The sequence below is a fragment of the Arthrobacter sp. SAFR-044 genome, assembly GCF_051965175.1.
Classification (GTDB): Bacteria; Actinomycetota; Actinomycetes; order Actinomycetales; family Micrococcaceae; genus Arthrobacter.
On sequence record NZ_JBQCMK010000001.1, the window covers coordinates 586,867 to 600,625 of the forward strand.

General features: G+C 66.2%; 14 protein-coding genes and 1 pseudogene. 7 read left to right on the forward strand and 8 right to left on the reverse strand.

Annotated features, from left to right (window positions below; all coding sequences use genetic code 11):
- Positions 1–81: 81 nt before the first annotated feature.
- Complete coding sequence (locus tag ACTHQS_RS02610) at positions 82–468, reverse strand: DUF1844 domain-containing protein (RefSeq protein ID WP_440165775.1); 387 nt, start codon at positions 466–468, stop codon at positions 82–84.
- A gap of 400 nt (positions 469–868) precedes the next feature.
- On the opposite strand from ACTHQS_RS02610, the gene infC reads away from it, so the two are divergent.
- The 4 genes from infC (at position 869) to ACTHQS_RS02630 (ending at position 3,708) form a co-directional block, all read left to right on the forward strand.
- Positions 869–1,891: a translation initiation factor IF-3 gene (gene infC, locus ACTHQS_RS02615; protein ID WP_440165777.1), complete on the forward strand. Its 1,023-nt coding sequence runs from the start codon at positions 869–871 to the stop codon at positions 1,889–1,891.
- A gap of 118 nt (positions 1,892–2,009) precedes the next feature.
- On the forward strand, positions 2,010–2,204 hold the full coding sequence (rpmI, locus tag ACTHQS_RS02620) for a 50S ribosomal protein L35 (protein WP_009358635.1): 195 nt from the start codon (positions 2,010–2,012) through the stop codon (positions 2,202–2,204).
- Between the two features lie 118 nt (positions 2,205–2,322).
- Positions 2,323–2,712: a 50S ribosomal protein L20 gene (rplT, locus tag ACTHQS_RS02625; protein WP_018763610.1), complete on the forward strand. Its 390-nt coding sequence runs from the start codon at positions 2,323–2,325 to the stop codon at positions 2,710–2,712.
- A 69-nt stretch (positions 2,713–2,781) separates the two neighbouring features.
- Complete coding sequence (locus ACTHQS_RS02630; RefSeq protein WP_440165780.1) at positions 2,782–3,708, forward strand: TrmH family RNA methyltransferase; 927 nt, start codon at positions 2,782–2,784, stop codon at positions 3,706–3,708.
- A gap of 140 nt (positions 3,709–3,848) precedes the next feature.
- On the opposite strand, the gene ACTHQS_RS02635 is transcribed toward ACTHQS_RS02630, so the two are convergent.
- Positions 3,849–4,124 (reverse strand): GlsB/YeaQ/YmgE family stress response membrane protein, encoded by a 276-nt coding sequence (locus ACTHQS_RS02635; protein ID WP_159632311.1) that lies wholly within the window; start codon positions 4,122–4,124, stop codon positions 3,849–3,851.
- A 170-nt stretch (positions 4,125–4,294) separates the two neighbouring features.
- Positions 4,295–5,503 (reverse strand): MFS transporter, encoded by a 1,209-nt coding sequence (locus ACTHQS_RS02640; protein ID WP_440165781.1) that lies wholly within the window; start codon positions 5,501–5,503, stop codon positions 4,295–4,297.
- A 163-nt stretch (positions 5,504–5,666) separates the two neighbouring features.
- Between ACTHQS_RS02640 and ACTHQS_RS02645 the strand changes: the two genes are divergently transcribed.
- Positions 5,667–6,122 carry a (deoxy)nucleoside triphosphate pyrophosphohydrolase gene (locus ACTHQS_RS02645; protein WP_440165783.1) on the forward strand — a complete coding sequence of 152 codons (456 nt, stop codon included), beginning with the start codon at positions 5,667–5,669 and terminating at the stop codon, positions 6,120–6,122.
- 30 nt (positions 6,123–6,152) lie between these two features.
- On the opposite strand, the gene ACTHQS_RS02650 is transcribed toward ACTHQS_RS02645, so the two are convergent.
- The 3 genes and pseudogenes from ACTHQS_RS02650 to ACTHQS_RS02660 form a co-directional block, all read right to left on the reverse strand.
- Positions 6,153–7,271, reverse strand: a complete 1,119-nt coding sequence (locus ACTHQS_RS02650) for an Rv2578c family radical SAM protein (RefSeq protein ID WP_440165785.1) — start codon at positions 7,269–7,271, stop codon at positions 6,153–6,155.
- A 107-nt stretch (positions 7,272–7,378) separates the two neighbouring features.
- Positions 7,379–8,035 carry an SIMPL domain-containing protein gene (locus ACTHQS_RS02655; RefSeq protein WP_440165787.1) on the reverse strand — a complete coding sequence of 219 codons (657 nt, stop codon included), beginning with the start codon at positions 8,033–8,035 and terminating at the stop codon, positions 7,379–7,381.
- Positions 8,035–8,477, reverse strand: a pseudogene (locus tag ACTHQS_RS02660) (hypothetical protein). The gene ACTHQS_RS02655 and the pseudogene ACTHQS_RS02660 overlap by 1 nt, the downstream one beginning before the upstream one ends.
- Before the next feature lie 201 nt (positions 8,478–8,678).
- Here ACTHQS_RS02660 and pheS point away from each other — a divergent pair.
- Both pheS and pheT read left to right on the forward strand, forming a co-directional pair.
- Entirely contained in the window at positions 8,679–9,740 is a 1,062-nt protein-coding gene (gene pheS / locus ACTHQS_RS02665; RefSeq protein WP_440165789.1) for a phenylalanine--tRNA ligase subunit alpha, read from the forward strand.
- A 2-nt stretch (positions 9,741–9,742) separates the two neighbouring features.
- A complete protein-coding gene (gene pheT, locus ACTHQS_RS02670; RefSeq protein WP_440165791.1) occupies positions 9,743–12,286 on the forward strand; it encodes a phenylalanine--tRNA ligase subunit beta in 2,544 nt (847 codons plus the stop codon).
- 79 nt (positions 12,287–12,365) lie between these two features.
- Here the strand turns inward: pheT and ACTHQS_RS02675 are convergent, their stop codons facing one another.
- Together ACTHQS_RS02675 and ACTHQS_RS02680 are read right to left on the reverse strand one after the other, a co-directional pair.
- Positions 12,366–13,220: an IS3 family transposase gene (locus ACTHQS_RS02675; RefSeq protein WP_440165793.1), complete on the reverse strand. Its 855-nt coding sequence runs from the start codon at positions 13,218–13,220 to the stop codon at positions 12,366–12,368.
- On the reverse strand, positions 13,217–13,543 hold the full coding sequence (locus ACTHQS_RS02680) for a helix-turn-helix domain-containing protein (protein WP_440165795.1): 327 nt from the start codon (positions 13,541–13,543) through the stop codon (positions 13,217–13,219). Before ACTHQS_RS02680 ends, ACTHQS_RS02675 begins: the two co-directional genes overlap by 4 nt.
- Between the last annotated feature and the right edge of the window lie 216 nt (positions 13,544–13,759).

Consider the following 13,759-nt stretch of genomic DNA (forward strand, 5'->3'; position numbering starts at 1 on the left):
CCACCGGGGAGTTAAAGCGCGACGGCGGGACGACCTGCAAAGGCCGTCCCGCCGTCGGACGCTGCTTGGGGGAGTTGCTCCCTAGTTCACGGCTCCGGTGTACTTTTCACCCGGGCCCTTGCCCGGTGCGTCAGGAATCAGCGACTCTTCACGGAAAGCCAGTTGCAGGGACCGCAGGCCGTCGCGCAAGGGTCCGGCGTGCTGGGATCCGATCTCCGGAGCTGCCGCGGTCACCAGGCCGGCCAGTGCGGTGATCAGCTTCCGGGCCTCGTCGAGGTCCTTGAGTTCCGCTGCGTTGTCCTCTGCGGCCAGGCCAAGCTTTACCGCGGCCGCGCTCATCAGGTGCACGGCGGCCGTGGTGATGACCTCGATGGCGGGAACTTCGGAGATATCGCGGATCTGTTGTGAAACGTCTGCGCCTGCTTCGCCCGGCTCGAAGACGTATGAATTACTGTCTGGGGTGCTCATACTGGTAAGCTTGACACAGACCGACTGGATGTCGTTATTTCAGGGATTGTCCCGGACGATCAGGTTCCCAACAGCGCTTCGCAGCGTTGACGGGAATTTTTTCTGTAGAATGGCATCCAGTTTGCAAGCGGAGTTCTCTCCCACCCGCGTCAGCCGTTGTCCCACCTGTTCCCTTGGAACCTGCAGGGACGCAAGGTTGCCGGGTACCTGGTTGGGCATGGGCCGGCATTTGCCGGGACTGTGCACGTGCAGCCCTTTGCGGGGTTGCCGGTCCAACCTCTCTGAGGCCTTCGATTGCTCCGGCAATTGGGGGCCTTCTTCATTTGCCGGACTCCACATCAAACACAGGAGCTTTAACATTAGCGAGCCAAGAATCAATGAGCGTATCCGCGTCCCCGAGGTGCGGCTGGTCGGCCCTGCAGGTGAACAGGTAGGAATCGTCCGTATTGAGGATGCCCTGCGCCTGGCTGCCGAGTCCGACCTTGATCTCGTTGAAGTTGCACCTCAGGCGAAGCCTCCGGTGTGCAAGCTGATGGACTTCGGCAAGTACAAGTACGAGGCCGCGGTCAAGGCACGTGAGGCCCGGAAGAACCAGACGAACACTGTTCTAAAGGAAATCCGCTTCCGCCTGAAGATCGACACCCACGACTACGAGACCAAGCGCGGCCACGCCCTGCGCTTCCTCGGCGCCGGGGACAAGGTCAAGGCCATGATCCAGTTCCGTGGCCGTGAGCAGCAGCGTCCGGAGATGGGCATCCGCCTGCTCCAGCGCTTCGCCGACGACGTCGCCGAAGTCGGCGTGGTGGAGTCCAGCCCCCGTATCGACGGCCGCAACATGGTCATGGTGGTTGGCCCGCTGAAGAACAAGGCTGAGGCCAAGGCGGAAGCACGCCGGGCAACCCAGCGCGCCGAGGCCAAGGCCCAGAACGAAGCCAAGGCTGCGGGACGCGTCGACACCTCCGGCCAGGACCAGGCCCCCATGACCCAGTCACTGGCGGACCTCCTGCCGGAAGGCTTCACCGTGTCCACTGAACCGGAGGCCACGGCCGCGGACAGCGCCCCGGTTGAAGCGCCTGCTGCCGCTCCTGAGCAGGAAGCCCCCAAGGCTCCGGCACCGAAGCAGGAAGTTCCGAAGCAGGAGGCCCCGAAGGCTCCCGCTCCCAAGCAGGAAGCTCCCAAGCAGGAGGCTCCGAAGCAGGAAGCCCCCAAGGCCGCAGCTCCCAAGGCTGCTGCACCGAAGGCGGCCGCTCCGGCGCCCAAGCCTGCAACTGCCGCAAAGCCGGAAGCAGCCGCACCGGCTGCGCCGAAGCCCGCCGGTGTGCCTGCGCCGCCGAAGCCGGTGGCCAGGCCTGCTGCGCCGAAGCCTGCTGCCCGCCCTGCCCCCAAGGCAGTGCCGAAGCCGGCCGGTAAGAAGACCAACTAGTTCACCGCTGCCGGGGCACGTCCCCGGCAGTCAGCAACCAGCATGCTGCCCGCAGGGGTGGCTGCGCGATAGAACTGCCGGCCTCCGGGCCCGCAGAAACGTAAGGAGATCGGTTCCCATGCCGAAGATGAAGACCCACAGTGGTGCTAAGAAGCGCTTCAAGCTGACCGGCAGCGGCAAGCTGCGCCGCCAGCAGGCCAACCGCCGCCACTATCTGGAGCACAAGTCCAGCCGCCTGACCCGCCGCCTTGCCGGCGACAAGATCGTCTTCAAGGGCGACGCCAAGGTCATCCGGAAGATGCTCGGCATCTAGTTTCCAAGTTTATTGATGGACCGCTTACCGGTGGTCCGTCACCTGCCAAACAGCCTTCTCAGGCCGCCGGAACACCGGCAACAGATGCTTGGGATCAGATTTTCGAAGGAGTACGCACGTGGCACGTGTGAAGAGGGCGGTCAACGCCCACAAGAAGCGCCGGGTTGTTCTTGAACGGGCGAAGGGTTACCGCGGACAGCGTTCGCGCCTGTACCGCAAGGCCAAGGAACAGCTGCTGCACTCGTTTGTGTACAGCTACGGTGACCGCAAGAAGAAGAAGGGCGACTTCCGCCGCCTGTGGATCCAGCGCATCAACGCTGCGTCCCGCGCCAACGGCCTCACCTACAACCGCCTCATCCAGGGCCTGAAGGCCGCTGAGGTCGAGGTTGACCGCCGCATGCTGGCCGAGCTTGCCGTTTCTGACGCCAACGCCTTCGCCGCACTGGTCCAGGTGGCCAAGGACTCCCTGCCGGCAGACACTTCCGCCAAGAAGGTTGCCGCAGCCTAGCAGCCGCTGCCGCCCCTCGCCGAAGGGGCCAGTTCAGGAACTGGAAGCGTCAGCTACTACAGTTCTTGTATGAACGAAACCGGGCGCCCGCAAGATCTTCCATTGTCCAACCCCCGAGCCGATCGGGTCAGGGACGTGGCAAAGCTTGCAGGGCGCCCGGCCCGTTTAAAGCGCGGCCAGTTCCTTGCTGAAGGGCCACAGGCCGTCCGGGAAGCCCTCAAGCTCCACCAGCAGCGCCTCGCGGCGGGAGCGCCCGGAGTGGTCACCGAGGTATTCGCCAGCGAAAGCTGCCTGGGCCGCTTCCCCGAATTCGATGAGCTCGCCGAAGGCACCAACGCGCGACTCGCCACCGATGAGGTCCTGGCGGCCATGGCGGACACCGTCAACCCGCAGGGGATCGTGGCAGTCTGCAGGTTCGTGGACGTTGCCTTGGCGGATGTGCTCGACGCCGGCCCACGCCTGATTGCTGTGCTGTGCCAGGTCAGGGACCCGGGAAATGCAGGCACCGTGCTGCGGGCGGCTGATTCGGCCGGCGCCGACGCCGTCATTTTCACAGCGTCCAGCGTTGACATCTACAACCCCAAGGCCGTCCGCTCCACCGCGGGGTCGCTCTTCCACCTTCCGGTCGTCCTGGCCGCAGATCCCGCGGAACTGGCTGCCGCCTGCAAGGCCCGTGGCATCGGCGTCCTCGCAGCCGACGGTTACGGGCAGCTGGACCTGGATGTCCTGCAGGACGAGAACGCGCGCCGCAGGCTCACCGGTGCAGGCCCCGAACCCGCCTTTGACCTCGCTGCACCGACCGCGTGGTTCTTTGGGAACGAGGCCCAGGGACTCTCCGATGAGGAGCTTGGCCTGGCGGACCACCGGGTTGCGGTTCCGGTGTACGGTGCGGCCGAGAGCCTCAACCTTGGAACGGCAGCCACCGTGTGCCTCTACGCCAGCGCCCGTTCCCAGCGCCGTCCCGAGACTGCCGCCGGGCAGGTCCGCGCCGGGTAGCGAAGCCCGACGGCGGCCGGCGGCCCGCGCCCACACGGATTCCCGGTTCGTCCCTGGACGTCCGCGGGGCAGCATTGCTGCCGGCCACAAAGAAAGGCCCCGGAAATCCGGGGCCCGATGGTTGTTGCTGGACAGAGTTATCAGGGAGCGCGGCTGGCTTTTCCGCGTCCGGTGACGGCCCCGTAGATGCCGGCGACAACCAGGCCACCGACGATAGCGAGAATCCAGGTGCCGAGGTCGAAGAAGGCAAGATCGCCCTTGTTGAACAGGAGGCTGCCAATCCAGCCGCCAACGATGGCTCCAACGACACCCAGGATGAGGCTGGTGACCCAGCCGCCGCCGACCCGTCCGGGCATAACGGCTTTAACGATGGCCCCGACTATCAGGCCCAGAATAATCCAAGCAAGAAAACCCATGTCTCCTCCTCATTGTGACCGGGATTAATAGTCCCGATGAGCCTCAAGCTAACATAAGCACCCGGCAAAGTCAGTAGCCCCAAAAAGGGCGTTGCCGCATCGTTAGGAGCCTTAGCCGGCCGGGAGTTTGGTTGCTGCCGTGGCCGCGGAGACACGCGGCGGCCGCCGGCTTAGCCCGCCAGCGGCCTCTTGCGTTCCAGCAGGCCGCTGAGGAGGGCGACGCCGAAACCGAGGACGGCCAGGACGGCGCCGACGAGTGCCGGGGCAACAAAACCCCACCCGAGGGCGATGACCACTCCACCAAGGAACGCGCCGAGTGCGTTGGCGACGTTCAGCGCGGCATGGTTGAGGGACGATGCCAGCGACGGTGCATCCGGCGAGGCGTCGAGCAGCCGGGTCTGCAGGGCGGGGATCAGCATGGAACCGGAAGCTCCCACCACGAACACCATCACCATGGCGCTCCACGGCCAGTGGGCTGCCACCGCGTAAACCACCAGGGCAACGGCAATTGCCGGGAGGACACGGTAGAGGGTGCCCATCACCGATTTGTCGGCCAGCCTGCCCCCGACGATGTTCCCGGCAACCATGCCCAGCCCGTAGAGCGCCACCACCAGGGGAAGCAGCCCCGACGGGATGCCGGCCACGGCCGTCATGGTGTGCGCGATGTACGTGTAGGTGGCGAAGAAGCCGCCGAAGCCCACGATGCCCACCAGGAGGGCAAGCCAGACCTGGATCCGCCTGAGGGCGCCAAGTTCGCGGCGGATGCTGGCATCGGGGTGGGCGTGCTGGAACGGGACGAACTTCCACACCATGGCCAGGGCCAGCAGGCCGATGGCGCCCACCAGCACAAACAGCAGGCGCCACCCGAAGGTTTGGCCCAGCCACGTGGCGAACGGTACGCCCACCACATTGGACACGCTGAGCCCGGCCATGACCATGGAGATGGCCCAGCCCCGCCGGGTGGGGGGAACCAGGGATGCGGCGATGACTGCTGCAACTCCGAAGAACGCCCCGTGCGGCAGCCCGGCGGCAAAACGGGACACGAGCATCGACCCGTAGTCAGGGGCGATGAACGAGGTCAGGTTGGCCACGGTGAAGAACAGCAGGAGGCCCAGTGCCAGTTTCTTCCGGGGCAGCCTGGCGCCAACGGCGGCGAGGAGGGGAGCGCCTACGACTACTCCCAGTGCGTAGGCGGAGATCAGGTGGCCCGCCTCGGGAGTGCTGATCCCCAGGCCCTGTTCCACTTCCTTCAGCAGGCCCATCATGGTGAACTCGGTGACGCCGATGCCCACCCCGCCCATGGCCAGGGCAAAGATGGCCATGCCGACGTTGGGGGTCTTGGTGCGGGCTGCCGTGGACGGGGAAAGGACGCTGCTCATATGCCTGCTTCTCAAACGGTGGAACTGGAAAGGGGACGGGACGCCACGGCAATGGGGCAGGAAGGTCCGGACAGTGAGGCCAACCCCAGACGGGCAGGACCTATTCCCTGGGGATGGGAATACTGTTCCGGGCTATTCCCATTGTGGCCCATAGAATGGGCCGGTGACTGGACTGATTCAGGTAGTGGGCGGAGCCGTGGTGGACACGCTGGCCAATCCAACGGCACTGCTGGTGGCGCGGCGGAGCGCTCCGGAGCACCTGGCCGGGCTGTGGGAGTTCCCCGGGGGCAAGGTGGAACACGGCGAGGCTCCCGAAGCAGCGCTGGTACGGGAACTGGTGGAGGAACTGGGAATCCGCGTCCGGCTGGGGGCAGAGCTGCCCGCGGAAACACCGGCCGGCTGGGCCCTCAATGACCGGGCCAGCATGCGGGTCTGGTTCGCCGAGGTAACTCATGGCGAAGCCGCGCCCCTTGAGGACCACGACGAACTGCGCTGGATCCAGCTGCAGGACCGCGGGGCGGTGCTTGGCCTGGCGTGGATCCCGGCCGATTATCCGATTGTGCATGCGCTCCTGGACGCCGTAGCGGCGCTGGTGCCTGGGTCGCCGGCGCTGGATTGAACCCCTGACACCACCAGGCCCTGAAGCCGGCTAGAAGAGCGCGTCCTGCACCGCGGGCCGGGATGCCGAAGTAGACGCTGCCGGGGAACCAGCAGGGGAGCCTCCGGTAACCGTGGTGGGAATGATCCCGGCCGGGTACTCCGCTTCCTCGACCCGGGGATCGTCCAGGTCCCGGTGGCTGAAGCCGGAGGAATGCGAGAAGCCGTGGCGTGCCTTGAAATAGCGGACCTTGCCGGCAAGCCACATCCGGTACTCCTTGGACGCGTAGGAGCCGGTCCCGTAAAGCCGCCGGTAGCGCCCGGCCAGTTCGGGGTGGTGGGTGGCGATCCACTTCATGAACCATTCCCTGGTGCCCGGCTTCAGGTACAGCGCGCCCGCGGTGACGCCGGTTGCGCCGGCGGCAGCGAGCGAACCGAACAGCGCATCGAGGGCTTCGTCGCTGTCGGAGAGCCACGGCAGGATGGGCATCGCCATGACCCCGCAGGGGAGTCCGGCCTCGCGAAGGCGGGACACCAGTTTGAGCCGGGCCCTGGGTCCCGGCGTGCCGGGCTCAATGGCCTCGGACAGATCTTCATCAGTCATCGCCAGAGAGATGCCAAGCCCTACCGGTACCTGCGCAGCAGCGCTCTTGAGCAGCGGGATGTCGCGCGCCAGCAGGGTCCCTTTGGTGAGGATGGACAGGGGAGTTCCGGACTCCGCGAGAGCGTTGATGATTCCGGGCATGAGCTTGTACCTGCCCTCGGCCCGCTGGTAGGGATCGGTGTTGGTGCCCAGGGCCACCTGTTGGCGCGTCCAGGAGGCCTTGTTCAGTTCCTTCCGGAGGATCTCTGCTGCGTTGACCTTCACCACCACCTGGCTGTCAAAATCCATGCCGGCGTCGAAGTCCAGGTAGGTGTGGCTCTTGCGGGCAAAGCAGTACACGCAGGCGTGGCTGCAGCCGCGGTAGGGATTCACTGTCCATTCGAACGGCATTTTCGATCCCGCAGGGACCCTGTTGAGCACCGATTTGGCAGTGACCTCGTGGAACGTGATCCCGGCGAACTCAGGGGTGGTGACGGAACGGACCAAGCCTGCCAGCGGCAGCAGCGCCGGACCGGGTCCACCAGGGGCGTCCGGTGTGGGCACCAGTGCTTGCGCTTCCCATCTCATGACACCCATTCGAAAACATGTTCGAATTTAAGTCAAGGCGCCGCGCACTCCAAACCAGTCGAAACAACGCCTCGACGCGGCGGATACAGCTGCAGGCGGCAAGGGGGCTAGGGCCGCAGTTCCCACGTGACGGTAACGGCTGCCTCAACCCGGTTCACGCCCGGTTCCACCGAGGGCCCTTCCGTGGCGGATGCCCGCTGGATCCCGGCCAGCGGGAGCGGCCCCGGTGCCGGGCGCGTGTCGGTGACAGTGAGCACCCGCCCTAACGTGGCTGAGGCCAACGCGGCATACTGCCCGGCAGAGCTGAGCGCGTCCTTCCATGCGGCGTCACGGGCCTGCGCCCGGACCACGGAATCGTCCGAAAGGACCAATTGCAGGCTGTTCAAACGGACATCGTCTCCGGCGGTGCGGACAGCCTCGGAGACGACTGCGGACGCGCTGCCGAGGTCCCGTAGCCTGCCCGCCACGCTGCTTGACGCCACGTAGCCCACAAGCCGTTGGCCTTCGCCGTCCCGCCAGGCCAGGTCGGCCCGGACGGCCAGGCCGGCCGAGCGGATGTCGTCCGCGGCAACGCCGCGGCTGCGGAGGACCGAGGCAACTGCCGCCAGGCCCTGTCCGGCTGCCTCATACGCTTCCGCGACCGATTCGGCGCGGCATTCCACTCCGACGGAAACCAGCATCAGGTCGGGGGCTGCTTCCGCCCATCCGGTCCCTGTGGCGGTGACGGTCCCCGGCTCGGCCCGGACATGCGCTTCACGCTCCATCAGGCACCCCTCTCCGCGGTGAGCGGGTAGCCGCCGGCGGCCAGGCCTGCCCGCCGCTCGAAGATGTTCGCCGTCCCCGGATTGCCGGTGCGCAGCACGGACCAGCCGGCGGCTACCAGGTACAAGGGGATGAAGGGCAGCCCCAGGCACCACGCGTACTGGCTGCAGTGCCGTTCCTCGTGTCCCAGGAGCGCTGGCCGGGACAGCAGGTCCGCAGCCGTGCTGCGGCACAGCACCACGTTGCCCAGGGTGTAGGCGCCGGCAAAAGGCAGGCGCCAGCGGCGATGATTAGTCCGCGGGGACCGCGGCAGATGCTCGTCCTGGCGGCGAGGGCGACGGCGAGCCCGGCCAGGGTGCTCCCGTTGAGGAGGTTTGCTGCCCGCCTGAGCCGCTGGGCCGTCGTCGGGCCATCAAGGGCACCCGCGCGCTGCCGCAAAGTCATGAGGCCATGGTAGCCGGAGGGTTCTACTAGACTGGAGGGCAGTGGCCGCCGGTCCTGCCGGCGAGCCCTGACCTGGTCATTGAATGACACTGACGTTCAGCGCATTCATCCATGACCTGCCAGCGACGGACGCGCCGCGCGGGAAACCGCGCATGGCTGCCCCGGCCGCCGGCAGCCACGACTCGTAGCTAAGAACAGTAGATGACTGAAACTTTGCCGGGCGCCGCCATCCCGAACCCCACGGATGAGGCCGCCATCAACGCCGCTGTAGACCAGGCCATCACCGCCATCGCCGGTGCGGCCACCCTTGACGAGTTGAAGGCGGTGCGGCTTGCCCACAGCGGCGAGAAATCACCGCTCAGCCTGGCCAACCGCGAAATCGGCCGCCTGCCCAAGGACCAGAAGGCGCTCGCCGGAAAGCTGATGGGTGCTTCCCGCGGCCGGGTCAACAAGGCGCTCGCCGAGCGGACCGCGGTGCTCGAAGCCGAGAACGACGCCCGGATCCTGGTCGAGGAAACCGTGGACGTCACGGCCGCCCCGCGCCGCCGCCGCGCCGGTGCACGCCACCCGCTGTCCACGCTGCAGGACCGTGTGGCGGATATCTTCGTGGGCATGGGCTGGGAAATCGCCGAAGGCCCGGAGGTCGAATCCGAGTGGTTTAACTTCGACGCCCTGAACTTCAAACCGGACCACCCTGCCCGCGAAATGCAGGACACCTTCTTCGTGGAGCCGCCCGAAGCCCACCTGCTGATGCGTACCCACACCTCCCCGGTGCAGGTCCGTTCCATGCTGGAGCGCGAGGTGCCCATCTACGTGCTCTGCCCGGGCAAGGTGTTCCGCACGGACGAGCTGGACGCCACCCACACCCCGGTGTTCCACCAGTTCGAAGGCCTGGCCATCGACAAGAACCTGTCCATGGCGGACCTGCTCGGCACCCTGGAACACTTCACCCGCCAGATGTTCGGCGAGGAGGCAAAGGTCCGCCTGCGCCCCAACTACTTCCCGTTCACCGAGCCGTCCGCCGAGCTGGACATCTTCCACCCGGGCGCCAAGGGCGGCCCGCGCTGGATCGAATGGGGCGGCTGCGGCATGGTCAACCCCAACGTCCTGCGCGCCGCCGGCATCGACCCGGACGTCTATTCAGGTTTTGCCTTCGGCATGGGCATCGAGCGTGCCCTCATGTTCCGCAACGAGGTTGCTGACATGCACGACATGATCGAAGGCGATGTACGGTTCAGCGAGCACTTCGGGATGGAGATCTAACAGTGCGTATCCCACTTTCCTGGCTGCGGGAATTCGCAGCAGTACCGGCCGGTGCAACGGCCGAAGACGTCATGGAAGAACTGGTCAAGGTCGGCTTTGAAGAGGAAGCCGTCCACCGTCCCACGGACACCCTCCAGGGCCCCGTGGTGGTGGGCCAGGTCCTGAGCCTGGTCAAGGAACCGCAGACCAACGGCAAGACCATCAACTGGTGCCAGGTCCGCGTTGTCCCCGAAGGCAAGGAACAAACCCTCACCGGGGACGGGATCGACCCGTCCGGCGTCCAGGGCATCATCTGCGGCGCGCACAACTTCGTTGAGGGCGACAAAGTGGTGGTCACGCTTCCGGGCGCCGTGCTGCCCGGCGACTTCCGCATCTCCGCCCGCAAGACGTACGGCCACCTTTCCGCCGGCATGATCGCCTCCGTCCGCGAACTGGGCATCGGCGAGGACCACGACGGCATCCTGGTGCTGTCCCGCATCGGGCTGGACCCCGAGGTGGGCACCGACGCCATGGAGCTCCTGGGCCTGTACGACCAGGCGGCCGAGATCAACGTCACCCCGGACCGCGGCTACGCCTTCTCCATCCGCGGCGTGGCCCGCGAGTACGCGCACGCCACCGGCACCGCGTTCACGGATCCCGCATCCAGGGTCCAGGCACCGGCTGAACTTTCCGGCGGTTACGGCGTCAAGATCAACGACGACGCCCCCATCTACGGCAAGGCCGGCTGCGACCGCTTCGTGGCCCGTACCGTCAGGGGCGTGGACGCCACCCGGCCCACCCCGCCATGGATGGTGTCGCGGCTCCGGCTCGCCGGCATCCGCTCCATCTCGCTGCCCGTTGACATCTCCAACTACGTCATGCTCGAACTGGGCCAGCCCACGCACTGCTACGACCTGGACAAGCTCTCCGGCGACATCGTGGTGCGCCGCGCGTCCGCAGGGGAGAAGATCACCACCCTGGACGGCAAGGAGCGCACCCTTGACGCCGAGGACCTGCTCATCACCGACGACTCCGGTGCCATCGGCATCGCCGGCGTCATGGGCGGTGCGGCCACCGAGGTGTCCGATTCGACGTCGAACATCCTGGTTGAGGCGGCGCACTTTGACGACGTGTCCATCGGCCGCTCCCGGCGCCGGCACAAGCTGCCGTCCGAGGCGTCCAAGCGCTTCGAGCGCGGCGTGGACTGGCAGGTGGCCGGTATCGCCGCCCAGCGGGTGGTTGACCTCCTGGTCGAACTGGCCCGCGGCACCGCGGATGACGCGGGAACCGACGTCGGAACCGCCCCGGAGACCGTCACCATCGAGCTGCCCGCCGGCTTCGCTGCCGCGCGGATCGGCATCGACTTCACCGAGGACCAGATCGTCACCTCCCTTGAGGACCTGGGTGCCATAACAGTGAAGCACGACGCCGGCTGGACGGTTACGCCGCCGAGCTGGCGCAGCGACCTGGAGACCAAGGAAGACCTCACCGAGGAAATCGCCCGGCTGGTGGGCTACGACAAGATCCCCGCCACCCTGCCGGTGGCCCCTCCGGGCCGTGGACTGACGCGCGTCCAGCAGCAGCGCCGCCGGCTCATCCAGGCCCTGGCGGACGCCGGACTCACCGAGGTGCTGTCGTACCCGTTCGTGTCCAAGGCAGCCAACGACACCTTTGGCGTGGCCGACGAAGGAGGGGAGCGGACCGCCCTCAAGCTGGCCAATCCGATCAGCGAGGAGCACGGCTACCTGCGCACGTCCATCCTGCCCGGACTGATCGAGGTGGCCAAGCGCAACCACTCCCGCGGCTTCCGGGACCTTGCCCTGTTCGAATCCGGCCTGGTGTTCCTGCCCGAGGAGACAGTGGGCACTGCCTCCATCCCGCCGCTGGGCGCCAAGCCTGCCGATGAGGTGCTCGACGGACTGTACGACGGCGTCCCCAACCAGCCGTTCCACGTCGCGGCAGTCCTCACTGGCCACGATTCCCCGGCCGCCGCCTCCCACACGCCCCGCGTGTGGGACTGGGCCGACGCCCTGGACGTTGCCCGGCTTGCCGGCGACGTGCTGGGCGTGGACTTGGTGGTCAGCCAGGGCAGCCACCAGGCGTTCCACCCCGGCCGCACCGCCCGGCTGGCGCTGCGCACGGGGGAGACCGTTGGCTACGCCGGTGAGCTGCACCCCAAGCTGCTGGCAGCCTCGGACATGCCCGCCCGTTCGGTGGCACTGGAACTTGATGCGGACGCCTTGTTCGAGGCCGCACCTGACGTGATCGTGGCCCGCCACATCTCCACGTTCCCGGTGGCCACCCAGGACGTCGCACTCGTGGTCCCGGCCGAGGTGCCCGCAGACGACGTCCTCGCCGCCCTGCGTGAAGGCGCCGGCGAGCTGCTGGAAGACGTGGCGCTGTTCGACGTCTACGCCGGCAAGGGTATTGAGGACGGCAAAAAGTCGCTGGCCTTTGGCCTTCGGTTCCGGGCAGCCGACCGCACGCTGACCGCTGACGAGGCCTCGGCAGCGCGTGAAGGCGCAGTAGCCCTGGCCGCCGAACGCTTTGGAGCTGTCCAGCGCTAGCTGGGCTTTCGGAAAGCCAAAAGTCCCCGCAACCTTGAGATGAACTGGTCCCCGGAAGTTGGACTGGCTAAATAAGAGCCTAAGCCGCGAGGGTTTGGGTCCGGTATTGCACCGGGCTCAGGCCCTTGAGCTTTGTCGAGATTCTTTCGGTGTTGTACCAGCGGATGTATTCGTGCAGTGCCGCTGCCAAGGCGTCGGTGCTGAGGTATCGCACGTGATGGAAGAGCTCTTCCTTGAGGTGGCCGAAGAAGTTTTCCATCACGGCGTTGTCGTAGCAGTTGCCCTTGCGTGACATCGACTGGCTCGCGCCGGCTTCCTGTAAAAGTTTTCGCCACGAGACGTGCTGGTACTGGAAGCCCTGGTCCGAATGCACGAGTGGCTGCTGGTTATCCTCAAGGCAGGTAAGGGCCTGGCGCAGCGAATTATTGGTGAGCTCCAGATTCGGAGACGGGCTGATCGAGTAGGAGATGATCTGTCGGTCGAAAAGATCCATGACCGGCGAGAGGTAGAGCTTACGGTCGCCGACGCTGAACTCCGTCACATCCGTTACCCACTTCCGGTTCGGGGCATCAGCCTCGAACTCCCGGTTCAACACGTTTGGAGCAACCCGGCCCTGCCCGCCCTGGTAGGAGTTGTAACGCTTCTTCCGCCGGACCTTGCACACCAGGTCCAGGGACCGCATGAGCTTCAGAACTGTCTTTTTCGCGACCGTCCACCCTTGCTTAACCATCTCGGTGTGGACCCGCCGGTGCCCGTACCGGCCATGGTTCTTCTCGAAAATTTCCGTGACAGCGGCCTTGATGGCCTCCTGCGGATCAGGGCCTTGGATGCGTGCCTGATGATAGAAGAACGTCGATCTGGCAAGAGCTGCTGCCTGCAGCAGGACCGGAAGCGGGAAGTCAGCCTTGAGAGCGATGAGGGCTTGGACCTTCACCGTCGTTCCTGCGCCCTCAAGGCCCGCAATTTTCCCAGGTAAGCCACTTCCGCCCGCAAACGCTCGTTCTCCCGCCGCAACCGCTCCAGTTCCGATACCTCGGCCGGCCGAGGGGCATCAGGTGCCTTAGGCCTGCCCTTGGGCTTGGACCGCAACGCGTTCGGTCCCTCGCGGCGATACGCCCGGGCCCACGTCTTCAGTAGCGTGGGCGAGGACAAACCAACCTCCGCCGCGAGATCCGGGGCAGTCTCACCGGCGATAAACCGTTCAACCAGCGCGAGCTTGAATTCGAACGAGTACACCTGTTTCGTCGGCTTGGCCACCAGCGCTCCTCGACCATGGATCTTCCACCGCCGATAGAGAACCCTTACCGGCGGGCGGGACACCCCCAGCAACGTCGCTGCCGCACTATCCGCGATGCCCTTCTCAAACCACGCTACAGCGGCCTCACGCTGAACCTCAGACAAAGAACTACGTGCATGCATAGAACTGCTCCCCGGAAGTCGGAACTGAATTTCTCAGTCCAACTTCCGGGGAGC